General features: G+C 67.5%; 25 protein-coding genes and 1 riboswitch. Of the genes, 9 read left to right on the forward strand and 16 right to left on the reverse strand.

Translation table 11 applies throughout. The features are described 5' to 3' along the window. Positions 1–57: 57 nt before the first annotated feature. The 4 genes from ACM1PE_RS26580 to ACM1PE_RS26595 form a co-directional block, all read right to left on the reverse strand. The gene (locus ACM1PE_RS26580; RefSeq protein ID WP_059377456.1) at positions 58–1308 is read right to left on the reverse strand and encodes a muropeptide transporter; all 1251 of its coding nucleotides are present in this window, start codon (positions 1306–1308) and stop codon (positions 58–60) included. A 102-nt stretch (positions 1309–1410) separates the two neighbouring features. Continuing rightward, entirely contained in the window at positions 1411–2025 is a 615-nt protein-coding gene (metW, locus tag ACM1PE_RS26585) for a methionine biosynthesis protein MetW (protein WP_054455023.1), read from the reverse strand. Then, a complete protein-coding gene (gene metX / locus ACM1PE_RS26590) occupies positions 2022–3281 on the reverse strand; it encodes a homoserine O-succinyltransferase MetX (protein ID WP_181953334.1) in 1260 nt (419 codons plus the stop codon). Before metX ends, metW begins: the two co-directional genes overlap by 4 nt. Beyond that, positions 3271–3352: riboswitch (SAM riboswitch) on the reverse strand. (Overlaps the previous gene by 11 nt.) An 87-nt stretch (positions 3353–3439) precedes the next feature. Then, positions 3440–4195, reverse strand: a complete 756-nt coding sequence (locus ACM1PE_RS26595) for a GntR family transcriptional regulator (RefSeq protein WP_419341499.1) — start codon at positions 4193–4195, stop codon at positions 3440–3442. Positions 4196–4381: 186 nt separating this feature from the next. Between ACM1PE_RS26595 and ACM1PE_RS26600 the strand changes: the two genes are divergently transcribed. The 5 genes from ACM1PE_RS26600 to ACM1PE_RS26620 all read left to right on the forward strand — a co-directional run bounded on the left by ACM1PE_RS26600 (position 4382) and on the right by ACM1PE_RS26620 (position 9058). Beyond that, positions 4382–4663: a UxaA family hydrolase gene (locus ACM1PE_RS26600; protein WP_042795507.1), complete on the forward strand. Its 282-nt coding sequence runs from the start codon at positions 4382–4384 to the stop codon at positions 4661–4663. Between the two features lie 27 nt (positions 4664–4690). Further along, positions 4691–5866 (forward strand): UxaA family hydrolase, encoded by a 1176-nt coding sequence (locus ACM1PE_RS26605; RefSeq protein WP_059377451.1) that lies wholly within the window; start codon positions 4691–4693, stop codon positions 5864–5866. 179 nt (positions 5867–6045) lie between these two features. Then, positions 6046–7056 carry a Bug family tripartite tricarboxylate transporter substrate binding protein gene (locus tag ACM1PE_RS26610; RefSeq protein ID WP_059377449.1) on the forward strand — a complete coding sequence of 337 codons (1011 nt, stop codon included), beginning with the start codon at positions 6046–6048 and terminating at the stop codon, positions 7054–7056. A gap of 20 nt (positions 7057–7076) precedes the next feature. Then, entirely contained in the window at positions 7077–8012 is a 936-nt protein-coding gene (locus ACM1PE_RS26615; RefSeq protein ID WP_251878737.1) for a hydroxyacid dehydrogenase, read from the forward strand. A 38-nt stretch (positions 8013–8050) separates the two neighbouring features. Continuing rightward, positions 8051–9058: an Ldh family oxidoreductase gene (locus ACM1PE_RS26620; protein ID WP_059377446.1), complete on the forward strand. Its 1008-nt coding sequence runs from the start codon at positions 8051–8053 to the stop codon at positions 9056–9058. A gap of 93 nt (positions 9059–9151) precedes the next feature. Here ACM1PE_RS26620 and ACM1PE_RS26625 read toward each other — a convergent pair whose 3' ends face one another. Further along, positions 9152–10048: an AEC family transporter gene (locus ACM1PE_RS26625; protein WP_419341501.1), complete on the reverse strand. Its 897-nt coding sequence runs from the start codon at positions 10046–10048 to the stop codon at positions 9152–9154. A gap of 211 nt (positions 10049–10259) precedes the next feature. Between ACM1PE_RS26625 and ACM1PE_RS26630 the strand changes: the two genes are divergently transcribed. After that, the gene (locus ACM1PE_RS26630; RefSeq protein WP_118933458.1) at positions 10260–10499 is read left to right on the forward strand and encodes a helix-turn-helix domain-containing protein; all 240 of its coding nucleotides are present in this window, start codon (positions 10260–10262) and stop codon (positions 10497–10499) included. On the opposite strand, the gene ACM1PE_RS26635 is transcribed toward ACM1PE_RS26630, so the two are convergent. Continuing rightward, positions 10489–11028 (reverse strand): hypothetical protein, encoded by a 540-nt coding sequence (locus ACM1PE_RS26635; RefSeq protein ID WP_059377439.1) that lies wholly within the window; start codon positions 11026–11028, stop codon positions 10489–10491. The genes ACM1PE_RS26630 and ACM1PE_RS26635 overlap by 11 nt on opposite strands. 60 nt (positions 11029–11088) lie before the next feature. On the opposite strand from ACM1PE_RS26635, the gene ACM1PE_RS26640 reads away from it, so the two are divergent. From ACM1PE_RS26640 to ACM1PE_RS26650, 3 genes are all read left to right on the forward strand, one after another. After that, complete coding sequence (locus tag ACM1PE_RS26640) at positions 11089–11982, forward strand: alpha/beta hydrolase (protein ID WP_187524003.1); 894 nt, start codon at positions 11089–11091, stop codon at positions 11980–11982. A gap of 32 nt (positions 11983–12014) precedes the next feature. Next, on the forward strand, positions 12015–13586 hold the full coding sequence (gene gshA / locus ACM1PE_RS26645; protein ID WP_251878732.1) for a glutamate--cysteine ligase: 1572 nt from the start codon (positions 12015–12017) through the stop codon (positions 13584–13586). An 81-nt stretch (positions 13587–13667) separates the two neighbouring features. Next, positions 13668–14189 (forward strand): lipocalin family protein, encoded by a 522-nt coding sequence (locus ACM1PE_RS26650; protein ID WP_059377434.1) that lies wholly within the window; start codon positions 13668–13670, stop codon positions 14187–14189. Positions 14190–14205: 16 nt separating this feature from the next. On the opposite strand, the gene ACM1PE_RS26655 is transcribed toward ACM1PE_RS26650, so the two are convergent. The 10 genes from ACM1PE_RS26655 to ACM1PE_RS26700 all read right to left on the reverse strand — a co-directional run bounded on the left by ACM1PE_RS26655 (position 14206) and on the right by ACM1PE_RS26700 (position 23535). Beyond that, positions 14206–15150, reverse strand: coding sequence for a succinylglutamate desuccinylase (locus tag ACM1PE_RS26655; RefSeq protein ID WP_419341503.1), 945 nt, complete (start codon positions 15148–15150; stop codon positions 14206–14208). Positions 15151–15199: 49 nt separating this feature from the next. Beyond that, positions 15200–16189, reverse strand: coding sequence for a Bug family tripartite tricarboxylate transporter substrate binding protein (locus ACM1PE_RS26660; RefSeq protein ID WP_419341504.1), 990 nt, complete (start codon positions 16187–16189; stop codon positions 15200–15202). 150 nt (positions 16190–16339) lie between these two features. Beyond that, a complete protein-coding gene (locus ACM1PE_RS26665) occupies positions 16340–17254 on the reverse strand; it encodes a LysR family transcriptional regulator (protein ID WP_059377426.1) in 915 nt (304 codons plus the stop codon). A gap of 31 nt (positions 17255–17285) precedes the next feature. After that, positions 17286–18170, reverse strand: a complete 885-nt coding sequence (locus tag ACM1PE_RS26670) for an alpha/beta hydrolase (protein WP_059377423.1) — start codon at positions 18168–18170, stop codon at positions 17286–17288. Next, positions 18163–18936: a GntR family transcriptional regulator gene (locus ACM1PE_RS26675; protein WP_118933452.1), complete on the reverse strand. Its 774-nt coding sequence runs from the start codon at positions 18934–18936 to the stop codon at positions 18163–18165. The genes ACM1PE_RS26670 and ACM1PE_RS26675 overlap by 8 nt, the downstream gene beginning before the upstream one ends. A gap of 81 nt (positions 18937–19017) precedes the next feature. Further along, positions 19018–19710: an ABC transporter ATP-binding protein gene (locus tag ACM1PE_RS26680; RefSeq protein ID WP_118933469.1), complete on the reverse strand. Its 693-nt coding sequence runs from the start codon at positions 19708–19710 to the stop codon at positions 19018–19020. Continuing rightward, positions 19697–20467 carry an ABC transporter ATP-binding protein gene (locus ACM1PE_RS26685; RefSeq protein WP_118933451.1) on the reverse strand — a complete coding sequence of 257 codons (771 nt, stop codon included), beginning with the start codon at positions 20465–20467 and terminating at the stop codon, positions 19697–19699. The genes ACM1PE_RS26680 and ACM1PE_RS26685 overlap by 14 nt, the downstream gene beginning before the upstream one ends. Further along, the gene (locus ACM1PE_RS26690) at positions 20457–21443 is read right to left on the reverse strand and encodes a branched-chain amino acid ABC transporter permease (RefSeq protein ID WP_059377416.1); all 987 of its coding nucleotides are present in this window, start codon (positions 21441–21443) and stop codon (positions 20457–20459) included. Before ACM1PE_RS26690 ends, ACM1PE_RS26685 begins: the two co-directional genes overlap by 11 nt. Then, positions 21440–22354 (reverse strand): branched-chain amino acid ABC transporter permease, encoded by a 915-nt coding sequence (locus tag ACM1PE_RS26695; RefSeq protein WP_054455060.1) that lies wholly within the window; start codon positions 22352–22354, stop codon positions 21440–21442. Before ACM1PE_RS26695 ends, ACM1PE_RS26690 begins: the two co-directional genes overlap by 4 nt. Beyond that, entirely contained in the window at positions 22351–23535 is a 1185-nt protein-coding gene (locus tag ACM1PE_RS26700; protein ID WP_419341507.1) for an ABC transporter substrate-binding protein, read from the reverse strand. The genes ACM1PE_RS26695 and ACM1PE_RS26700 overlap by 4 nt, the downstream gene beginning before the upstream one ends. Between the last annotated feature and the right edge of the window lie 2 nt (positions 23536–23537).

Consider the following 23537-nt stretch of genomic DNA (forward strand, 5'->3'; position numbering starts at 1 on the left):
CGGCGCCTCGGCGCCGTTTTTTTGTATGGCCCCGGCGCCAGGCGCCGGCTTCCGAGCCTAGGCCTGCTCGCCCTGCTTCTCCATGGTTTCTATCGTGCCGCGCAGCAAGTGCAGCAGCACCAACCCCGGCAGCGCGATCACAACCGTCAGCAGGAAAAAGCCTGGCCAGCCCATCGCCTCGACCAAAGGAGGCGTGAGCGGGCCCGCCAGATACGTGCGGCCCACCGCCGACAGCGCCGACAGCAGCGCAAACTGGGTCGCCGAAAACTGCTGGCGGCACAGCGCCATCAACAGGCCGACAAAGGACGCCGTGCCCAGGCCACCGCACAGGTTCTCGATGCCCACGCCCGCAGCCATCAGCCAGAGGCTCTTGGGGCTGACGGCGATCAGCCAGTAAGCCAGGTTCGATACCGCCTGCAGCAGCCCGAACGCCATCAGCGACCGGTACAGGCCCCAGCGCGACATGAGCGATCCGCCCGCCAGCGCGCCGATGATGGTGGCGGCCAGTCCCAGCACCTTGTTCACCGTGCCCACTTCCGTCGGCGTGAAGCCCGCGCCGCGGATCAGGAAGGTGGTGGACAAGGCCCCCGCGAACGCGTCGCCCAGCTTGTACAGCACGATCAGCAGCAGCACCGCCAGCGCCCCGCGCCGCGTGAAGAACTCGCGCAAAGGCTCGCCCACGGCCTCGCGCAGCGTGCGCGGCGGGCGGGCGACGTGCTCGGGCTCGGGGGCCCAGATGGTCGCCAACGCACACAGCAGCATCAGCCCGCCCATCAGCACATAGGTATTGCCCCAGCCTATCCACTGGTCCGCCAGGATCAGCGCCAGCCCGCCCGACACGATCATCGCCAGGCGGTAGCCCATGACCTTGATGGCCGCGCCGGCGCCGCGCTCATCCTTGCGCAGCACGTCCGTGCAATAGGCGTCGAAAGCGATGTCCTGCGTGGCCGACAGAAACGCCACCAGCACGGCCAGCAGGGCCAGCGTCTGCAAGGCGGAAGAAGGCGACAAGGCGCCCATCGCCATGATGGCCACGGCCAGCAGCAACTGCGTCAGCAGCATCCAGCCGCGCCGGCGCCCCAACAAGGGCGGCGCATAGCGGTCCACCAAGGGAGCCCACAGGAACTTGAGGGTATAGGCGCTGCCCACCAGGGTCAGGAACCCGATCTGCTGCAGCGGCACGTTTTCCACCGTGGCCCAGGCTTGCAAGGTGCCGCTGGTCAGGGCCAAAGGCAATCCGCTGGCAAATCCAAGGACCAGCAAGGGGGCCACGCGGGGGCTGGTGTAGACGTTGGATGCAGCGGTAATAACGGTCTCCTGATACGCGCCAGCGCGCCGGCCAGGCGCCGCAGACTTGCGGCATTCTAGGCCTTGGCGACCCTGCGTACAAATAGGAAACGTACCAAAACGTCAGGGCGACGCGAAGCGGTACACCGCCAGGGTGCTGCGCCAGCTGGGCAGCAGCTTGACCTCGCGACCTTCGTTGAAGGTGGCGCGTTCAAGGATGGAGAGGCGCAGTTCGCCGGCCAGCTGCTCGAAGTCGCGCAGCGTGCACAGGTGGATGTTCGGCGTGTTGTACCACTGGTAGGGCATCTGCCCCGTCACCGGCATGCGGCCGCGCAGGATGGCCCAACCGTGCGGCCAGTAACCGAAGTTGGGAAACGACACCACGCCGTAGCGCGCCACCCGCGCCATTTCGCGCAGGATGTGCTCGGTCCGGTGCATGGATTGCAGCGTTTGCGACAGCACCACGGTGTCGAACTGCTTGTCGTCGAACAGCGCCAGCCCGTCTTCCAGGTTCTGCTGGATCACTTCCACGCCGCGGCGCACGCAGGCGATGACGCAGTTGTCGTCCAGTTCCACGCCCGCGCCGCGCACCTGCCGGTGGTCGCGCAGGTGCGCCAGCAGCGCGCCGTCGCCGCAGCCCAGGTCCAGGACGCGGCTGCCGGGCTCGATCCAGCTGGCAATGCGCGCCAGGTCGGGCCGCAGGACGCTGTGCGCGGGTCGGGGAGTCACGGGAGTCATGCGGAACGTCCTTCGGTCTGGGCGGCAACGCCGAGCCCGAGCTCGCGCGCGATGCGTTCGTAATAGCCGCGAACCACGGCATGGTAGCGGGCGTCTTCCAGCAGGAAGGCGTCGTGGCCATGCGGCGCGTCGATCTCGGCGTAGGTCACGGGGCTGGCGTTCTTCAGCAGCGCGCGCACGATTTCGCGCGACCGCTCCGGCGGGAAACGCCAATCGGTCGAGAACGATACCAGCAGGAAATCGGCCTTGGCCGGGGCCAGCGCGCGCGCCAGGTCGCCGCCAGTGGTGCGCGCGGGATCGAAATAGTCCAGCGCGCGCGTGATCAGCAGATAGGTGTTGGCGTCGAAATAGCGGGTGAATTTCTCGCCCTGGTAGCGCAGGTACGACTCCACCTCGAACTCGACGTCGTAGCCATAGTGGTAGGCGCCGTTCTCGGCCGGTGCGCGCTGGGCGCGGCCGAACTTCTCGGCCATGTCGTCGTCGGACAGGTAGGTGATGTGGCCAAGCATGCGCGCCACCGACAAGCCGCGGCGCGGCACGGTATCCTGCGCGTAATAGTCGCCGCCGTGGAAATCCGGATCGGTGATGATGGCGCGGCGCGCCACCTCGTTAAAGCCGATGTTCTGCGCCGACAGGCGCGGCGTGCTGGCGATCACCACGCAATTGGCCACGCGGTCCGGCAGCGTGATGGCCCAGCTCAGCGCCTGCATGCCGCCCAGCGATCCGCCCATCACGGCGGCGAACCGTTCGATGCCGAAGTGGTCCGCGACCCTGGCCTGCGCCCTTACCCAGTCCTCCACGGTCAGCACCGGAAAAGCGGCGCCCCAGGGCTTGCCGGTTTCCGGATTGATGCTGGCCGGGCCGGTCGAGCCGAAGCAGGAGCCCAGGTTGTTGACGCCGATGACGAAGAAGACGTTGGTGTCCACCGCTTTGCCGGGGCCCACCATGTTGTCCCACCAGCCCACGTCGCTGGGATTGTCGGCCGCCTGCCCCGCCACGTGGTGCGAAGCGTTCAGCGCGTGGCAGATCAGGACTGCGTTGCTGCGCTGGGCGTTGAGCGTGCCGTAGGTCTCGACCGCCAGTTCGTAGGCAGCCAGCGACTGGCCGCTCTGCAAGGACAGGGGCTCATCGAAACGGATGAAGGTGGGGGCAACGAGACCGACCGAACCGGGATCAGCGGAAGCGGAAGTCGTGACGGTTGCGGGTACGAACCCGCTGGCCGAATCACCGGCCAAATTTTGGGCAGGAGTGGTCATACGGACCTCTTTAGCTGGATTTATTGGAAGGCGCCCGCAAGCGGATCAGGCAAATCGGCGCCGAAAAATTTTGTACTGCGGCAGGAATTCTAGCACTGCTGAAGCGCGCCGCAACGGCGGACGGCCTATCCGGCCCGCCTGGCGCGCGCGGCGGCCCCTCAGGCGCCGGCCTCCCAGGGTTCCTGGCCCAGGTACTCGTAGCGTTCGGTGTTGACGCGCGAGATGCGCCATTCCACCGCTTGCCGCTTGTAGGAAAACGCCACGCGGCGGATCTCCAGCAAGGGGCTGCCTTCGGCCACACCCAGCGCCCGCGCCTGCATGCGTTCGGCCACGCAGGTGCGCAGCCGCTCGTCGGTGGCGATCACGTTGACGCCGAAGACGTCCTGGTACAGCGCATACAGCGTGCTGGCGCGGTCGCGTAGGTGCTCTTCGGTCATGCCCGGAAAGCACGATTCCGGCAGGCAGATCTCATCCATCATCACCACGTCGCCGTTGAGCGACAACAGGTTGAGGAACTCGAACACCATGGCGCCGGCGGGCAGGTTCAGCTTCTCGCGCGCGATGGCCGAGGCCCGCACGCGGCGAAAACGCAGCAGCTCGGTCGCTGGATAGGACTTGTCGCCGTCCTGCCGCACGATACGGAAGAACTTGAAGAAATGGTGGTTGCGCGTGTGCACCGCCACAAAGGTGCCGCGGCCCTGATGCCGCACCAGGATGTTCTCCGCGGCCAGTTCGTCGATGGCCTTGCGCAAGGTGCCAATGGATACCCCGAAGCGTTCCGCCAGCAGCTTCTCGGGCGGGATCGCCTCGCCCTGCTTCCATTCCCCCTGCGCCAGCGCGGCCAGCACGGCCTGCTTGACCTGCGCGTACAAGGGACTGCCCAAAGGCACGGTCGAGGACAGGCTGGTGTTCATGGGTGCATCGCAAAAATCAGGAGTCCACAGTGTAGCGGCGGGGACGGAACCTGCTCAAGTCATACAATTCATATATATGATTTAGTTGACATACATGAAACACGGTCCTAAGATTTCCTGGCCGTAGCGATCCGCGCCCTGCCGCCGTACCTGCCGGGCGCCCCCAAGCCCAAGAGAGGAAGACAAATGATTCACGCCGTATTGCACGATGCCAAGGACACGGTGGCGGTCGCCGTCGTGGAAGGAGTCACCGCCGGAACCGAACTGAACGCCTGGATCATGGATGAAGACAAGATCATCCACGTGCGCGCATCGCAGGACATACCCATCGGCCACAAGGTGGCGATGAAGGACATGGCCGTGGGCGACACCGTCTTCAAGTACGGCGTCGATATCGGCCGCGTGGTGGAGCCCATCAAGGCCGGCCAGCACGCCCATGTGCACAACATCAAGACCAAGCGCTGGTAAGCCCTCCACCCCGCACAGGAATCCGCCATGTCCATCATCACCGCCTCGACCACCTTCCAGGGCTACCGCCGCGACAACGGCCGCGTCGGCGTCCGCAACCACGTCATCGTCCTGCCCGTGGACGATATTTCGAATGCCGCAGCCGAAGCCGTGGCCAACAACATCAAGGGCACGATGGCCCTGCCTCACCCTTATGGCCGACTACAATTCGGCGAGGACCTTGAGCTGCACTTCCGCACCCTGATCGGCACCGGCTGCAATCCCAACGTTGCCGCGGTGGTGGTGATCGGCATCGAAGAAGGCTGGACCAAGCGCGTGGTGGACGGCATCGCCGCCACCGGCAAGCCGGTCATGGGCTTCAGCATCGAACTGCACGGCGACCACGACACCATCATGCGCGCCTCGCGCTGCGCCAAGGAATTCGTGCACTACGCCACGGCGCTGACGCGCAGCGAGTGCCCCATCGCCGACCTGTGGGTGTCGACCAAATGCGGCGAATCCGACACCACCTCGGGCTGTGGCGCCAACCCCACCGTGGGCAACGCCTTCGACAAGCTGTATGCGCTGGGCTCCACGCTGGTCTTCGGCGAGACCTCGGAGCTGACCGGCGGCGAACACATCGTGGCCGAGCGCTGCGCCAACGATGCGGTGCGCGAACGCTTCATGTTCATGTTCAACCGCTACCAGGCCATGATCGACCGCTGGAAGACCAGCGACCTGTCTGAATCCCAGCCCACCAAGGGCAACATCGCGGGCGGGCTGACCACCATCGAGGAAAAGGCGCTGGGCAACATCCAGAAGATCGGCAAGCAATGCCGCGTGGACGGCGTGATCGACAAGGCCGAGATCCCCGACGGCCCAGGTCTGTGGTTCATGGACTCGTCCTCCGCCGCGGCCGAAATGGTGACCTTGTGCGCGGCCTCGGGTTATGCGGTGCACTTCTTCCCCACCGGCCAGGGCAACGTCATCGGCAACCCGATACTGCCGGTCATCAAGATCTGCGCCAATCCGCGCACGGTGCGCACCATGTCCGAACACATCGACGTGGACACCAGCGGCCTGCTGCAGCGTGACATCGACCTGAACCAGGCCGGCGACAAGCTGCTGGAATGCATGCTGGCCACCGCCAACGGCCGCTGGACCGCGGCCGAAGCGCTGGGCCACCGCGAATTCGTCCTGACCCGCATCTTCGAAAGCGCCTGACCGCGCCTGTCGTCCCCGGCAACGGCGTGTCCGCAAGCAGGATTGCGGACACGCCGTCCTGCCGCCAGCATTTCCCCGCAGCATCGTCTCAGAACCACACCAGCAGACCCGGGCGACATCCGCCGCGGCAGCACAGGCGGTTGCATTCCTACCCGGGCGTCCCCCAAGGAGGAAGACAGATGAACAGCGAACACGATCACCATCCCGACGCCGCGCAACGCCGGCGCCTGCTTGCCGCCCTGGGCGCCGCCGGCCTCTGTGCCGTGGCGCCGTGGCAGCGCGCGTTGGCGCAGAAAGCCTGGCCCGAACGGCCCATCAACTATGTGGTGCCGTTCCCGCCCGGCGGCCTGACCGACGTGGCCGCGCGCCAGGTCGGCAAAGCCCTGAGCGACGCCGAGCGCTGGAACGTGGTGGTGGAAAACAAGCCCGGCGGCAGCGCCAACATTGGCGCGGCGCACGTTTCCCACGCCGCCCCGGACGGCTACACCTGGCTGGCGATCACGCTGTCGCATGCGGCCAACGCCACGCTCTTCGCCGGCAAGGCGGGCTACGACCTGACGCGCGACCTCACGCCGCTGGCGGGACTGGCGTCCTCGCCCATCATGGTGGTGGTCAACGCCAAGAGCGACATCAAGAGCATGGCCGACCTGGCCAAGGCCGCCCGCTCGAAGTCGCTTTCTGCCGGGTCCAGCGGCAACGGCACGCCGCCGCACCTGACCCTGGCGCTGTACCAGAAGCTCACCGGCGTGCCGATGATGCACATCCCCTACAAGGGCGGCGCGCCCTCCCTCACCGACCTGATAGGCGGCCACCTGGACGTGGTGTTCTCCAACTACCCGGAATCGCTCTCGCACGTGAAGAACGGCTCCTTGCGGGCGCTGGCCATCACCACCCGCGAACGCAGCGCGGACCTGCCCGACGTGCCCACCGTGAAGGAGGCCGGCCTGCCCGACCTGATCGTCGAAAACTTCACCGGCGTGCTGGCGCCTGCGGGCACGCCGCCCGAGCTGGTGCAGCGCATCGGCGACGCCATCGTGCGCCAGGTTTCGCAGCCCGCCATGAAGCAGGCGCTGCTGCAGCTGGGCTTCGTGCCGCAGCCGCGCGGCCCCGCGGAGTTCGGCGCCTACCTGAAGTCCGAGGTGGAGCGCTGGGCCAAGATCATCCGCGACGCCAACATCCAGATCGCCTGACCACCGTGGAGTCCCCACCGATGCATATCCTCATTTCCGAGTTCATGGACGCGCCCGCGGTCGACGCGCTGCGCCAGCGCTTCAAGGTGCGGTACGAGCCTGAACTGGTGGAGCAGCGCGAGGCCCTGCTGGCCGCGGCGGCCGAGGCCGACGCGCTCATCGTGCGCAACCGCAGCCAGGTGAACGCCGCCCTGCTGCAGGCGGCCCCGCGGCTGCGGGCCGTCGGCCGCCTGGGCGTGGGGCTGGACAACATCGACCTGGACGCCTGCGCCGCGCGCAACATCGCGGTCATACCGGCCACCGGCGCCAATGCGCGCGCCGTCGCCGAGTACGTCGTGGGCGCCATGCTGATGCTGCTGCGCGGCGCCTATGCGTCGACGGCCGAGGTCGCGGCGGGCGCATGGCCGCGCAACGCGCTTTCGCAGGGACTGGAAGCGCACGGCCGCATGCTGGGCATCGTGGGCTTCGGCGGCATCGGCCGGCTGACCGCAAGCCTGGCGCAGGCGCTGGGCATGCGCGTGGCGGGCTGCGACGCGGCGCTGCCGCCGGACCATCCCGCCTGGCGGGAAACCGGCGTCGCCCCCATGACGCTGGACGAGCTGCTGGCCCAGGCCGATGCCGTCACGCTGCACCTGCCGCTCACGCCCGGCACGCGGCGGCTGATGGATGCCGGCCGCATCGCGCACATGCGACCGGGCGCCGTGCTGATCAACACCTCGCGCGGCGGCATCGTGGACGAAGCCGCGCTGGCGGATGCGCTGCGCACGGGCCATCTGCGCGGCGCGGCGCTCGACGTGTTCGAAGCTGAACCCCTGCCCGCCGGCAGCCCGCTGGCGGGCGCGCCCAACCTGATCCTGACGCCGCATATCGCCGGCCTGACGCAAGAAGCCAACACCCGCGTTTCCGACATGGTGGCCGCCGGGGTGACAATGGCGCTTACGGGCGGCGACCGATGAAGCCACACGGCCCGGCGCAAGCCCATGAAGAGAAGGATATGGCTCACATCTATCTGGACGAATTGCAACATCTGGCAGCGGCAGGCCTGGCCGCCGCGGGCGCCAACCCGGCCATGGCCGACACCACGGCGCGCGCGCTGGTCTTCGCCGAAAGCCAGGGGCTCAGCTCCCATGGCCTGTCGCGCGTGCCTTTCTATGCCGGGCACCTGCGCGCCGGCCGCGCCATCGGTACGGCGGTGCCGCGCATCGTGCATGAGCGCGGCGGCGCCGCGCTGATCGATGCCGGCTCCGGGCTGGCCTTTCCCGCCTGCGCCATGGCGATCGAACAGGCCGGCCTGCGCGCCCGCGAGCATGGCGTGGCCTTCATCGGCGTGGCCAACAGCCACCACTTCGGCGAAGCCGGCTACCACCTCGAAGCCCTGGCCGACCTCGGGCTGGTGGGGCTGGCGCTGAGCAACTCGCCCGCCGCCATGCCCGCCTGGGGCGGCAAGCGCCCGCTCTTCGGCACCAACCCCATCGCCGCCGTCTTTCCACGGCGCGGCGGCGCCCGGCTGGTGATCGACCTGTCGCTGTCGCAGGTCGCGCGCGGCAAGCTCATGATCGCGGCCCGCGACAACCAGCCCATCCCCCTGGGCTGGGCGCTGGACGCCGACGGCCAGCCCACCACCGACCCCAAGGCCGGCCTGGCGGGCAGCATGCTGCCCGCGGGCGGCGTCAAGGGCGCAATGCTGGCGCTGATCGTCGAACTGCTGGCTTGCGCGCTGACCGGCTCGCACTTCGGCTTCGAGACCGAATCGTTCTTCGTCGACGAAGGCGGCCCGGCGCGGCTGGGCCAGGCCTTCATGGCGATCGACCCAGGCGCCCTGGCGGGCAACAACGCCTATCTGGACCGCGTCGAAGTCCTGGTTGATGCCATGCTGGAAGACGAAGGCGTACGCCTGCCGGGCGACCGCCGCCGCAAACTGCGCGACGAAGCGCTCAAGCACGGCGTGGAGATTCCCGATGCGTTGATGGCGCAGTTGCGCGCGATGTCGGGCGCGGCGTAACTCAAGCTCAGCGGGCGCCGGGTACGAAGCACGCAAGCGTCTGGACTTGCGGCCATCGCAATTGTCGCGACAGCGTCGCGACAATTGCCGGGCTCAAGCCCCGCGGCTGAACCAAAGTATCACCGGCGCCAGCAGCAGGAACGCCACGGTCGACACCAGCACCGCGCCCGCCGCGGTATCGCCCTGCGTCGTATAGCGCTTGACGTACATGTAGCTCACCACCGCGCAAGGCATGGCCATCTGCAGGCTCAGGGCCCCGGCCAGCACCGGCTCCAGATCCAGCGCCCACACCACCGCCAGCCCCGCTCCCAGGCCCACGGCCAGGCGGATGGCGGCGACCTTGGCGCCGTCGCGCAGGCCGTTGGACGGGATCAAGGCCAGCGCGTGGCCCAGGCTCAGCAGCATCAGCGGCACGGTCACCGCGCCCAGCATGCGCGAGGTCTCGATCAGCCATGCGGGCACCGGCACGTGCATGAGGCGCAGGGCCACGGCGACCAGGGAGGCCAGCAAAATCGGACTCTTCCAGCTGCCCTTGGTGTTCACGCCCGGCAACAGGCGCACCGCAATGGTATGCATGACAAAGGAACTGACGGCGAAGAACGCGACCGCCACTGACAGGCCGGCGTCGCCAAAAGCCATCTGCGAAATCGGCAAGCCAAGGTTGCCGGCGTTGGGCAGGAAGGCCGTGGGCAACAGCGTGCGCACCGGCAGCTTCCATGCCTTGAGCAACAGCGCGCACACCAAGGCGCACAGCAGCAGCGCCAGCAGCGTCGCCATCGCCACGTCGGCCAGCGCGCGGTCGTCCAGGTGGGTGGTGACGAATGTGTGGAACACCAGGGCGGGCGTGGTCACCGAGGTCACCAGCATGGTGATGAAGGAGCCGCCGAACGGCAGGTCCCGCTTGCCCCAGTACACCCCTATGCCTGCGCAGAAGAGCAAAGGCAGCATCAGCACGATCGATGAAAAATAGAACTGCACGACGGCGGACATGCGCTTATTCCGTTAGAGATAAGAGGTTTGATGCGTGAAGGCATCATCGCTTGCCGGACGGCCTGCCGGGGCGGCAGCATGGGGCAACTCGTCAATCGCCAGGCTTTTGCCCCCCACCGCCATGCCAGCCACCGCCCTTTCCGCCACGTCCCCGCATCTCGCCACAAACGCGGCCAAAAACGCGGCCACGAACCCGGCCGCAAATTCAACCGTGGATGCAGGGCCAAGTCCGGCCCGGCCCATCAAACCCCTGTCGGAACGCCAGGCCAGTTGCCTGCACTGGGCCGCCATGGGCAAGACCAGCTGGGAAACCGCCCGCATCCTGGGCGTCAGTGAAAGCACCGTGAATTTCCATCTGTGCAACGCCTGCGAAAAGCTCGGCGTGCGCGGCCGGCGCGCCGCGGTGGTCGCGGCATTGAGACTGGGCCTGATCGCGCCCGTCACGGCTTGATGACGACGGAACGCAGGAATTCATGCGCCCGCTCGGCCGGCAGGCTTTCCACGGTGCCGGCTGCCACGGCCTCGATCAACATGGTGTCGGTCACCCAGACCCTGGCGCGCAGCCAGCCCGGCTTGCCCATGGCCTTGCCCTGGACTTCGATGTCCTGCCCATAGGCAGGCCATTCGTTGGGCGGCGGCGACTGCATGTTGGCGTAGAGCGAATGCATCAGCGCCATGCCCAGCGCCTGCCTGGCGGCCGGATCCTTCGCGATGTCGGGCGGCAGCGGCGCCGACCCCACCGCAAAGACCGCCTCGCCCACGGTCGCGCTGGCCAGGGTAAAACGCAGGGTATGGGTATCCAGCTTCAGGTCGCGGGTATCGGTCGTGACCCGGTCCGGAAACGCGGCGCGCGCGTGGCCGTCGGCCACGTCGACTTCGCGCCAGTTGTAACTGGGCGAGCAGGCCGTGATCAGCAAGGCCAGCGCGACAATCGCGCCGGCTTTCTTGAACATGAAACGAAACAGCGATGAAATCGTCATTACCCGAGGACCTGGACTGTCTATTCATTTCGAGGAAGCCAGAAATTGTCGCCGATTTCGATGACCCCCGCGCCCGACGGCACGCCACTGGCCAACTATGTGTGGCCAGCCGCGCCCAATGTACCCCCGCCGATCGCCGGCCTGGGCACCCCCAGTATCTACCTGCTGCACGGACTTAGCGAGCATGCCGGGCGCTATGACCGCCTGGCGCGCTGGTTGACCGCGCGCGGCTGGACGGTGGGCGCCCACGACCACCGCGGCCATGGCCGCTCCGGCGGCCGGCCCGCGACCCTGAGCCGCGAAGACGATCTGGTCGTCGATGCGGTCGATCGCCTGCGGGCCTGGACCGCGGCGCACGGACGCCCGCCCATCCTGCTGGGCCACAGCCTGGGCGCCCTGGTCGCGGTGCGGATCGCCCTGCGCCGCCTGACCGAGATCGACGGCCTGGCGCTCAGTTCCCCGCCCTTCGTGGTGCATGTACCGCCGTGGGTGCGGCGCACCTTGACCTGGATGTCGCTGCATGCGCCCGACCTGCGCGTGCCCCATGGCCTGGCGCCCGCCCGCATTTCCCACGACCCGGCCGTGGTCAAGGCCTACCGCAGCGACCCGCTGGTGCGGCGCCAAATGACGGGACGCCTGGCGCGCTTCGTGGACGAAGGCGGCCGCGAGTCCCTGCGAGAAGCCCCGCTGCTGGCCTGCCGCACCCTGCTGATGGTGGCGGGCGACGACTCCATCGTCGCTGCCGAAGGCAGCAGACAGTTCGCCCAGCGCGCCCCCGCCGAACTGCTGACCCTGCGCTGGTACGACACCGCCTGGCACGAGATTTTCAATGAAACCGCCCCCATCGCCGACCCGGTCTACGCCGACCTGGACGAGTGGCTGGCGCGCACCGCCCAGGCATTGTCCCTGTCCCCAGTATTGACTCCCTCGGCACAGGAGGCCGGCACCCCGTAAAATCCGGCGACAGACCCAAACGAGAAGAACCCGTGACTGATACTGCCGCCAACCGCCTCTCCCGCCTGGAGGCCAACCGATCGCTGCTGACCCAGACCCTGCGGGGCATCGAAAAGGAAGGCCTGCGCGTGGACGAACAAGGTGTCCTGTCCCGCAAGCCGCACCCCGCCGGCCTGGGATCCGCGCTGACCAACGAACACGTCACCACCGACTACTCCGAATCCCTGCTCGAACTCATCACGGGCACGCACAAGGACGTCGACGCGCTGCTGGCCGAACTGACCAACACCCATCGCCACGTCTACAGCGTGCTGGACCATGAACTGATCTGGAACCAGTCCATGCCCGCCACGCTGCCGCCCGAAGCGGACATCCCCATCGCCTGGTACGGCAAGTCCAACACCGGCATGCTCAAGCACGTGTACCGCCGCGGCCTGGCCGTGCGCTACGGCAAAACCATGCAATGCATCGCCGGCGTGCACTACAACTTCTCGCTGGCCGAAGACCTGTGGTCCGTGCTGGACACGCAGCCCGGTAGCGTCCAGGACCGGCGTTCGCGCGGCTACATCGGCCTGATCCGCAATTTCACGCGCTATTCCTGGCTGTTGATGTACCTGTTCGGCGCCGCCCCGGCCTTGTCCAGCGACTTCCTGCGCGGGCGCGAACATCCGCTGAAAAAGCTGGATGACAGCACGCTGTACCTGCCCTATGCCACCAGCCTGCGCATGAGCGACCTGGGCTACCAGAACAAGGCACAGTCGCAGCTCAAGCTCTGCTACAACGACCTGGACACGTTCCTGGGCCGCTTGTACGACGCCGTTACCCAGCCCTGGCCCGACTACCAGAAGATCGGCACCCACCGCGACGGCGAATGGATCCAGCTCAACACCAACGTGCTGCAGATCGAAAACGAGTACTACTCGAGCATCCGCCCCAAGCGCGCCACCGGCCGCTGCGAACGCCCGATCACGGCCCTGGCCGAACGCGGCGTGCAGTACGTCGAAGTACGCTGCCTGGATATCGACCCGAACTCGCCGGTCGGCATCGACGCCAGCACCAGCCGCTTCGTCGACGCCTTCCTGCTGTTCTGCACCGCGTCCGACAGCCCTTTCTTCCCCGCCAACGGCTACTGTCAGCGCAGCGCCGACAACTTCTCGACCGTCGTCAAGGAAGGCCGCAAGCCCGGCCTGACGCTGGACCGCGAAGGCCAGCCCATCGGCCTGGCGCAATGGGGCCACGAACTGCTGGACCAGATCGCGCCATACGCCGCGCTGTTCGACTCCGCCCTGGGCGGCAGCGCCTATGCCGAGGCCCTGGCGGCCCAGCGCGCCAAGCTCGACCAGCCCGACTCCACGCCGTCGGCGCGCCTGCTGGCTTCGCTGACCGACAGCGGCCTGTCGTTCCATGACTATTCGCTGGACCTCAGCCGCAAGCATGCCGACGCGCTGCGCGCCCAGGCCTTGCCCGCCGACCTGGCGGCAGCCTATGAACAGGCCGCCGCGCAATCCACGGCGGAACAGCTGCGCCTGGAGCAATCGGACACCGAGGATTTCGATACCTATGTGGCCCGCTACCACGCCGCGCTGAAGGCCCCGCGCAAATAAGGCGTATCGTTAGGGTTTTGATCCGCGCCGACCGCCTGCCGGCCGGCGCGGACCGCTCTGTCACATCAGGAGGTTTTCCCCATGCGCCGCACCGCAACATTCCTGTTGGCCTTGGCCACCAGCGTGGCGGGGGTAGTCCATGCCGCACCGCCGCCCATGCAAACCGTGGAATCGGTGGACCTGAAGCGTTACGCAGGCATGTGGTACGAGATCGCGAATTTCCCCATGTTCTTCCAGCGCGACTGCGTGGGAGACACCACCGCTGAATACACCGCGCATCCCGACGGCACGGTCGGCGTGAACAACCGCTGCCGCACCAAGGATGGCGACATCGATTCCGCCTCGGGCACCGCCAACGTGGTGGAAGGCAGCAACAACGCCAAGCTGGAAGTCTCGTTCTTCAAGCCGTTCAAGGGCGATTACTGGGTCATCGGCCTGGACCCCGAATACCGCTGGTCGGTGGTCGGGACCCCGGACCGGAAATACCTGTGGATCCTGTCGCGCTCGCCGCAGCTGCCCAAGGAAGAACTGGACAAGGCCCTGGATGCGGCCAAGGCCCAGGGCTATCAACTGGACGAACTGCGGTTTACGCCTCAGAAGTAAGACGCGCTGCGGCGCTCTATCCCGCGTAGTCGCGTGCCAGCCGCAGCACCGTTACGCCCGGCTTCAGCTGCCGCAACGACGGCATGACCAGCGTGCATTGATCGTACGGCGTCACGATGGGCTGGCCGTCGGCCCAGCCTATCGTCGAACCGGCCCGCTCGAACGTCTCCAGGCCCGTCCAGGGCTGCGAGAAGCGCAGGTCCATGGACGGCGCAACCACCGCGTCCGTCACTTCCAGCACGCGCTGGTTTTCGGCGTCCGGCAACAGCCAGCCCGCCGGCACGTCCGCCGCATCCGCCACGCCCGATTCCAGCAACATGCGCGCCACCATGTCGCGCGCCACGTCGCGCGCAGCCAGCTCGCCATGGAAACCGCATTCGATCAGCAAGGCGCAGGCGTCTTCGCGGGCCGAATCGCCGAACTGGCCGAAGTCGCGCATGCGCACGCCGTCCTTGTGGCCCGCGTCCACGATCACGTGCTGCGGCGCCTTCAGCCTGCGCGCCAGCGCGATGTTGCGCGGCAGAACGCCGGTCAGCAGCAAAGGCGCGCCCGGTTCATGCATGGAGTGCAGGTCCAGCAGCCAATCCGCGCGCTCCACCCAGGGACGCAGTTCGGCGCCGCGCCGGCGGTCCGGCGTCGTGGGGTTGTCCAGGCGCTCGGCGCTCCAGACGCGGTTCATGTCCTCGGCGACGAAGCGCGACGCATCGTGGTTGGCATGGTCGAAACGGTCGAACGCATCGAGATTGCAGAACGCCAGCGTCAGGCTGCCGCGGCGCGGCCGCAGGCCCGCCGCCAGCAGGTCCTTCAAGGCCCAGGCGCCGCACAGCTCGTTGCCGTGCACCAGCGCGGACAGCATCAACGCGCGCCCCGGCAGGCCTGAATCGAAATGCCACACGCCTGGGGTGCCGGTATTGCCGGCGCGCTCGGCGCTCAGGTCGGGTACGGGAAGCTTGAATTCCATGGATGTCGTCCGCTGCGGTGCTAGGGTGTTGCGATGATCCGGTTTCGAATCACTGGGCTTCGATCTTGGCGGCCTTGACCAGCGCGCCGTACTTCCTGGTTTCCTCGGCCTGATAGGCCGCCGGGTCCAGGCCCGGTTGCGACAGCACGCCGCCGGCTTCCTGCATCTTGGCGCGGAACTGCTCCGACTTCAGCGTCTCGGCCAGCGCGCTGCGCAGCTTGGCCGCCACCGGCTCCGGCAGGCCGGCCGGGCCATAGAGTGCGAACCAGACGCTGATGTCCACGGATTCGAACCCGGGGGTTTCAGCCAAGGCAGGCAGGTCCGGCGCCACTGGCGAACGCTTCTTCTCGGTCACGCCCAGCGCCACGATCTTGTCGGCGCGCACTTGCGGCAGGCCCGAGGACAGCACCAGCATGCCGTAGTCCAGCTGGCCGCTCATCAGGTCCGTCACCAGCGGCGCCACGCCGCGATACGGCACGTGCTCGGCGCGCGTGCCGGTCGACTGGTTGATCATCTCGCCGGCCAGGTGCAGGGTCGTGCCCACGCCGGAAGAACCGTAGTTGAAGCTGCCGGGCGTGGCGGCGCGCAGCTTCTGCAGATACTCGGCGGCGGTCTTCACGCCCGAATTCTTGCTGGCGGCCAGCAGCATGGGCTGCGAGGCAATCACGCCCAACGGCGAAAAGTCCTTCACGCTGTCGTACTTGACCGCATTGTTGATCATGCTGGCGATGACCATTTCATTGGTGGAGCCCAGCAGCAGCGTGTAGCCGTCGGGCGCGGCGCGCGCCACGCGCTGCGCGCCGATGGTGCCGCCGGCGCCGCCCACGTTCTCGACCACCACGCTCTGGCCCAGGCGCTTGGCCAGCTCTTCGCCGAACAGGCGCGCGGTCAGGTCCACGCTGCCGCCCGCCGGGTAGCCGACCACCAGCGAGATGGCGCGTTCGGGATACTCGGCGTGGGCGGAAGACGCCGCGGCCAGCGCAGAGACGGCACAGATAGCGGCTAGCGCGCCGCGCAACGGATGCAGGACGGATTTCATGTTTTCTCCCTGGGGTGCTGAGGCGGACGGCGGCGCCGTCTCATTTGATGTTTCGGGAGCTATTCTCGGGCGTACACCAGGGATATTTCGTGCCGAATCGACACATTGCCGTGCGGATTCGGCACACGCCTGGCGCGCGACCAGCGGATTTCAGGCCTTGCGGCTGGCCGTGGCTTCCCAGGCCGCTTCGGCCAGGTCAGCCAGGCGCGCCCGCGACCGGTACAGCCGCACCTCGAACGAGATTTCCTCGCTGCGGCCGCCCAGGGCGGCCAGCGCGCCGCGGCGGCAATCCGCCGCCACCATGGACCAGGGCAGCCAGGCCACGCCCAGGCCCTTGGCAACCGCGCCATGCGCCGCGTCCAGCGAATCGCTGCGCAGAAATGGCGCCAGGGCGTAGGGCGTGGCCTCCAGGCGGTCTCCCACGATGCGCTCCATGGCCAGGCCGCCCGCATAGGTGATCAAGGGCACGGACGGACCGCCTTCCTGCAGCACGTAACGGGGCCGGCCGCGTGAATCCGCCTGACTGACGGGCACGAGCTTGTCGGTGCCCAAGGTCATGTAGCGGTAGCGTCCTGGACTCAGCTGCACGGACAGAGCCGGATGCTCATAGCAGCACAACAGGTCCACCCGGCCCTGCTCCAGCCGGGCCGCCATGTCCTGCATCATGCCGGTGGACAGCTCGACCTGCGTGCCCTCGGTCAACACCTTGGGCGTGCGGTGGCGCAGGCGCGCAATCCAGTCGGCCACCAGCGTCCGGGCCAGGCTGCGGCCGGTGGCGATGCGCAGCACCGCCTCGCCGCCTGCGCCGAAACTGCGGATGCGATGACGCACCTGCGCCATCTGCTCCACCACCTGCGTCGCAGTCTTGAGCAAGGCCTCGCCTTCGGCCGTCAGGACCACGGGCAGGCGCTGACGTTCGATCAATGGCGCGCCGGCCCAGGCCTCCAGCGCGCGGATGCGCCGTCCGAACGCAGGATGGGTGACGTGGCGCAGCTCGGCCGCACGCACGAAGCTGCCGGTCTGCGCCAGGGCAATCAGATCTTCAAGGAGTTTCAGGTCGGCCATGGACGTCAAGCTTACGCCATCGGCCGGCCCTTCACTTGGCGCCCAGCCCCATCATTGCCAGGGTGGCGCGGGTCAGATCGCTGTCCGGATCTTCCAGCTCATTGACCAGGTCGAAATGGTTGCAGTGCGGCGTCGGGATGCGGGTGGAAGCCAGCCCTGCGGCATTCCAGGCTGCTTCGTATGCCGCCGTCTGGTTCTTGAAGCCCTGGGTCTCCAACCCGCCCACGGCCAGCAGCATCGGGCCCGCGCGTTCCGGCAGATGGAAGATCGGGCTTTGATGCGCGGCTTGCTCGGGCGTGAGCTGCAGCCAGGTGTTGGGCAGGACGTCGCACAGCGGACGCAGGTCGAACAGCCCGCTCAACGCCAGCGTGCCCTTGATCACGTCGTCCGGCACGCCGTAGCGCGCCTGCCACGCCGGCGCGACCAGCATGCCGGCCAGATGGCCGCCCGCCGAGCTGCCGCTGACGTAGATCCTCTCGGGATCCACGCCATAGGCCGCCACGTTGCGATACAGCCAGGCCACGGCGGAACGCACCTCGCGCACCACTTCGCCCAAGGTGGCCTCGGGCACCAACGTGTATTCCAGGGTAGCCACCGCGGCGCCCGCGGCGTTGAAGGCCTCGGCCATTACCGGAGCGTCTTCCTTGCGCTGCGCGCGCCAATAGCCGCCATGGATGAACACGAACAGCGGCGCCGGCGCCTGCGAGGCGGCGGGCAGGAACAGGTCCAGCCGCTCGTCCTGGCCCATGCCGTAGCGCAGGTCCAGCACGCCGGGGCGGCGCGTGCGCACCCGCGCCGAGGACTCGGCATACCGGCGCACGCAGGCGTCGAAATCCGGCACCGATTCGCGCGCGTTGTATTGCACCTCGCGCTCGGCGATGGTGGGAAAGAAGAGATCGATGTCGGTGTTATGCATGCCTGGCCTGCGATGTGGGCTGCGATTGGGGCTGGGAAATGATGCGTTCGATGAACTGCGCGGTCTTGCGGTAGTGCGCGGCCAGCATGGCGACCGAACCTTCCACGTCACGCGCAACGGCGGCGTCCAGCAGCTGACGATGTTCGTCGTCGACGTTGCGCTCCGGTCCGTAGGCGGTCGCACCGGCGCGCGCCGGGCGGCGGTAGCGCTCAGTCTGCGCGTAGAGTTGGGTGGACAGGTCCAGCAGCCAATGGGAGCGGCAGGCGCCGATCAGCGCGTGGTGGAATTCCAGGTGGCGCGCCTCCAGCAGTTCGTCCAGTTCTTCCGAAGGTTCGGCGGCGGCCTCGGCCCGCTGCGCGGCCAGCGTCAGCGCATGGTACGCGCCGACCAGGCGCGTTTCCCAGGCGTCGTCGGCATTGGCCAGCGAGCGGCGCAGCGCGTCGCAATCGATCAGTATGCGGGTTTCACAGGCGTCCCACATTTCCTCGACCGACAAGGGCGCGATGCTGAAACCGCGCGATGTGGTGCTGATGACCATGCGCTCGCTGCGCAGGCGGTTGAGGGCTTCGCGGATGGGAGAGAAGCTGCTGCCGTAGCGCTGCTTCAGCAGTTCCAGCCGCAAGGACTGGCCCGGCGCGAAGGCGCCGCGCATGATGTCGCGCCGCAGCAGGCGGTAGACCTGCTCGGACAGCGTGATTTCCTCCACGCCGGCGCTCCCGTCCGATCCGGGATCGTCCTGGCGGGAAGCTTTGATTCTAGGCTTCAAGATGGTCTCCAGATGTCTGCAGCCGGGGCGCGTATCCGCGCGCGGCCCATTCTACCCGCGCCCCAGGGCCGCGCGGCCTGCTCAAATACCCAGGTAACGCTGCGCCAGCTCGGGCTGGGCGGACAGCTCGGCGGGCCGCCCCGACCAGGCTACCCGGCCCTTGTCCACGATGTAATGGCGGTCGACCAGCGTCGCCATCTCGGGCAGGTTTTTGTCGATCACCAGGATGGTCTGGCCTTCGGCCTTCAGCGCCCGCAGGCAGCGCCAGATCTCCTGGCGGATCAGCGGCGCCAGCCCCTCGGTGGCTTCGTCCAGGATCAGGAGCTTGGGGTTGGTCATGAGCGCGCGCCCCACCACCAGCATCTGCTGTTCACCGCCCGATAGCGTGCGCGATGACTGCCCGCGGCGCTCTTTCAAGCGCGGGAACAGCGTGTAGACGCGTTCCAGGTCCCATCCGCCCGGCGCGGCGCGCGAGGTCGCCACCAGATTTTCCTGCACCGTCAGTGAACCGAACACGCGCCGGCCCTCCGGCACCAGCCCCACCCCCAGGCGCGCCACGCTGCTGGGCGCGGAACGGCCCAGCGTCTGGCCGCGGAACTGCACCGCGCCGCCGGTGGCGGGCAGCATGCCCATCAGGGTCTTGATCGTGGTGGTCTTGCCCATGCCGTTGCGCCCGATCAGCGAGATCACCTCGCCTTCGCTGGCCTCGAACGACATGCCGAACAGGACCTTGCTGGAACCGTAGCCGCCAGTCAGCCCTTCAACCTTCAACATGTTCTTCTCCCAGATACGCCGCGCGCACCTCCGGATGGCGGCGCACCTCCTCGGGCGAACCGCTGAACACCACGCGGCCATAGACCAGCACGCTGATGCGGTCGGCCAGCGCGAAGACCGCGTCCATGTCGTGTTCCACCAGCAGGATGCCGTAGTCGCCCTTCATGCCTTGCAAGAGCCGCGTCATGCGCGCCGATTCCTCGGGCCCCATGCCGGCCATGGGTTCGTCCAGCAGCAGCAACCGCGGCGAACGCGCCAGCGCAACCGCCAGCTCCAGCTGCCGCTTCTCGCCGTGCGCCAGGTCCGCCGAACGCACGTGGCGCCGGTCCTCCAGCCCTACATGCTTCAGCCACTGCATGGCCTCGGTCTTCAACGCCGCATCATGGCGCGGGTTGGACCAGGCCTGGAAGGCGCGGCCGCCCTTGAGCATGCGCGACAGGATCACGTTCTCCAGCGCGGTGTATTCCTGGCACAGCTCGGTGATCTGGAACGAGCGGCCCAGCCCCAGGCGCGCACGCTCGAAGGCGCGCAGCCCGGTCACGTCCTGTCCGTCCAGGTGGATGGTGCCGGAATCCGGCCGGATCTCGCCGCAGATCTGCGCGATCAGGGTGGACTTGCCCGCGCCGTTGGGGCCGATGATGGCGTGGATCTCGCCGGCGCGCACGTCCAGGTCCACGCCGTTGGTAGCCACCACCGCATCGAAGGCCTTGCGCAGCTGCGTCAGGCGCAACAGGCTCGCGCTTGCGTCAGTCGGCATGGCGCGTCTCCAGCAGTTTTCCGAACAGGCCCTTCTGGCCCCACAGCACCACCAGCACCAGGATGGGCCCCATGTACAGCAGCCAGTGCTCGGTCAGGGACGACAGCATCTGCTCCAGCCCCAGGAACACCGCCGCGCCCGCGATCGGCCCCAGCAAGGTGCCCACGCCGCCCAGGATGACGATGGCCATGAGTTCGCCGGACTTGGTCCAGGCCGCCATGTCGGGCGTCACCAGCCCGGCATAGTTGGCCCACAGCACGCCGGCCAGCCCCGTGCCCACCGCCGACAGCACGAAGGCGCTGAGCCGGTACGGCGTGGGCGCCACGCCCAGGTTGATGGCGCGCCGCTCGCTCTGGCGCAGCGCCTGCAGCACCATGCCGAAGCGCGAGTTGGTCACGCGGATGCACAGCAGCGTCCACAGGGTCAGCAGCGCCAGACACACATAGTAGAAAACCATGGGGCTTTCCAGATTGATGCCGGGCAGCTCATTGCGCTGCGGAATCATCAGGCCGTCATCGCCGCCGTAGAACTGCAGCGACACCAGCACGAAGTACACCATCTGGCCGAACGCCAGCGTGATCATGATGAACTGCACGCCGCGCGTGCGCAGCGCCAGATAGCCGAACAGCCAGCCGGCCAGCGCGCACACGATGAGCGCTATCGGCCACACCACCAGCGCGGCGTTGCTGCCGGCCCAGCCGAAGATCGGGCCGGCTTCCGAAGTATGGAAGGCAATGATGCCGACCGCATAACCGCCCAGCCCGAAGAACATGGCATGGCCGAAACTGACCATGGCGCCATAGCCGATCACCAGGTCCAGGCTGACCGCCGCCAGGCCGTAGATCAGAAAGCGCGTCACCACGCCGATCAGGAACGGCGAGCCCGAGGCCAGCGCCGCGGCCGGCAGCAGGATCAGCACCGCCAGACCCGCCAGGCCCCAGCGGGCGCGGTTCGTAAGTGTGTATGCCATCTTCATCCTCGCGCCGGGAACAGTCCACCCGGCTTGGCAATCAGCACGATCGCCATCAATACATAGATGCTGGCGGAAGCCATGCCTGCCGCCAGCGGGTCCGCGGTGGCGGGCGAGAACATCGTCGACAGCAGTTGGGGCAGGAAGGCACGCCCCAGGCTGTCCACCATGCCCACCAACAGCGCGCCGGCCAACGCGCCACGCACCGATCCCACGCCGCCGATCACGATGACCACGAAGGTGGTGATCAGGATGCGCTCGCCCATGCCGATTTCGACCGCCAGCAGCGGCGCGGCCATCACGCCGGCCAGGCCGCAAAGCAAGGCGCCCAAGCCAAACACCAGCGTGTAGAGCTTGCGGATGTCTATGCCCAACGCGTCGACCATCTCGCGGTCGTCGGCGCCCGCGCGGATCAGCATGCCGATGCGCGTGCGGTTGACCAGCCACCACAGGCCCACCGCCACCAGCGCGCCTATGGCGATGAACGACAGGCGGATCAGCGGATACTGGAACCCCGGCGCCAGCGTCACCGCGCCTTCCAGGAAGCTTGGGATGCCCACCAGCGGCGGACGCCGGCCGAAGATCAGGCTGACCGCTTCGTTGGAGAACAGCAGCAGGCCGAAGGTGGCCAGCACCTGGTAGAGGTGATCCCGCTTGTACAGCTTGCGTATCACCACCACTTCGACGGAAATGCCATACAGGCCCGCCCCCAGCAACGCCGCCAGTACGCCCGCCAGGAACGAGCCGGTGGTGCCGATGGCGTAGGCCGCGCAATACGCCCCCACCATGTAGAACGACCCGTGCGTCAGGTTGACCACGCCCATGATGCCGAAGATCAGCGTCAGTCCGGCCGCCAGCATGAACAGCATGGCGCCGAACTGCAGCCCGTTGAGCAGCTGTTCAAACAGAAGCGTCATGACGGCATCTTGCAGAGTTGCGCGTAGGCGTCCTTGTCATCGGACACCAGCTTGCGGACCAGCTTCGGCGACAGGCTGCCGTCGCTATCTTTCTCGATGCGCATCAGGTACAGATCCTGGATCGGATGCTGATTGGTGTTCATGCTGAACTTGCCGCGCAGCGACGTGAACTCAGGCTTGCGCAGCGCGGCGCGGAAGTCCGCGGCCTTGGACAGGTCGCCGCCGGTGGCCTTCAGGCCCGCGCCGATCAGCTGCGCCGTGTCGTAGGCCTGCATGGCGTAGTCCGTCGGCACGCGGCCGTAGGCGTCCTTGAACGCCTGCACGAAGGCCTTGGATTGCGCGTTGTCGAAGTCCTGCGACCAGATGCCGGTGATGTAGGCGCCGGCCGAGGCGTCGCCCGTGGCCTGGATCATGCGCGCATCCATCGAGAAGCTGGGCATCAGCATCGGGATGCTCTTGTTCAGCCCGGCCGCCGCGTACTGCTTGACGAAGTTGATGCCCGTGCCGCCCGGATGGAACTGATAGATGGCGTCGGGCGCCAGCGAACGCAGGCGCGCCAGCTCCACCGAGAAGTCCGACTGGTCGAGCTTGGTGTAGATCTCGGCGACCACCTCACCCTTGTAGGTGCGCTTGAAGCCTTCGATGGCGTCGCGGCCCGCCTGGTAGTTGGGCGCCAGCAGGACGACCTTCTTGTAGCCCAGTTCGTTGGCCGCCACGCCGCCGGCCGTGTGGAAGGCGTCGTTCTGGTAGGACGCCACGAAGTAATTGGGATCGCACTTTTCGCCCGCGAAGTTCGACGGGCCGGGATTCAGGCTGACGTAGAACGCGCCCGACTTCACCACGCTGGGCACGACCGCCGCCAGCACGTTGGAGAAGTTCACGCCGGTATAGAGCTTGACGCCCGATTGCAGCAGGCGGTCGGCCGCCTGCTTGGCGCTGGCGGGCTTCAGGCCGTCGTCCTCGATCACCAGTTGCACGGGCACGCCGCCCAGCTTGCCGCCGCCCTGCTTGATGGCCAGGTTGAACGCATCGCGCTCGTCTTCGCCGATGTAGCCCGCCGGCGTGGACAAGGTGGCGATGAAGCCGATCTTGACCGGTTCCGCGGCATGGGCCGCTCCCATGGACGCCGCTGCGCCCAGCGCGACGGACAACGCGCCGCCCAGTATCTGTTTCTTGATCATGT

The organism is Achromobacter sp. PD1 (genome assembly GCF_048541815.1).
Classification (GTDB): domain Bacteria; phylum Pseudomonadota; class Gammaproteobacteria; order Burkholderiales; family Burkholderiaceae_B; genus Achromobacter; species Achromobacter bronchisepticus_A.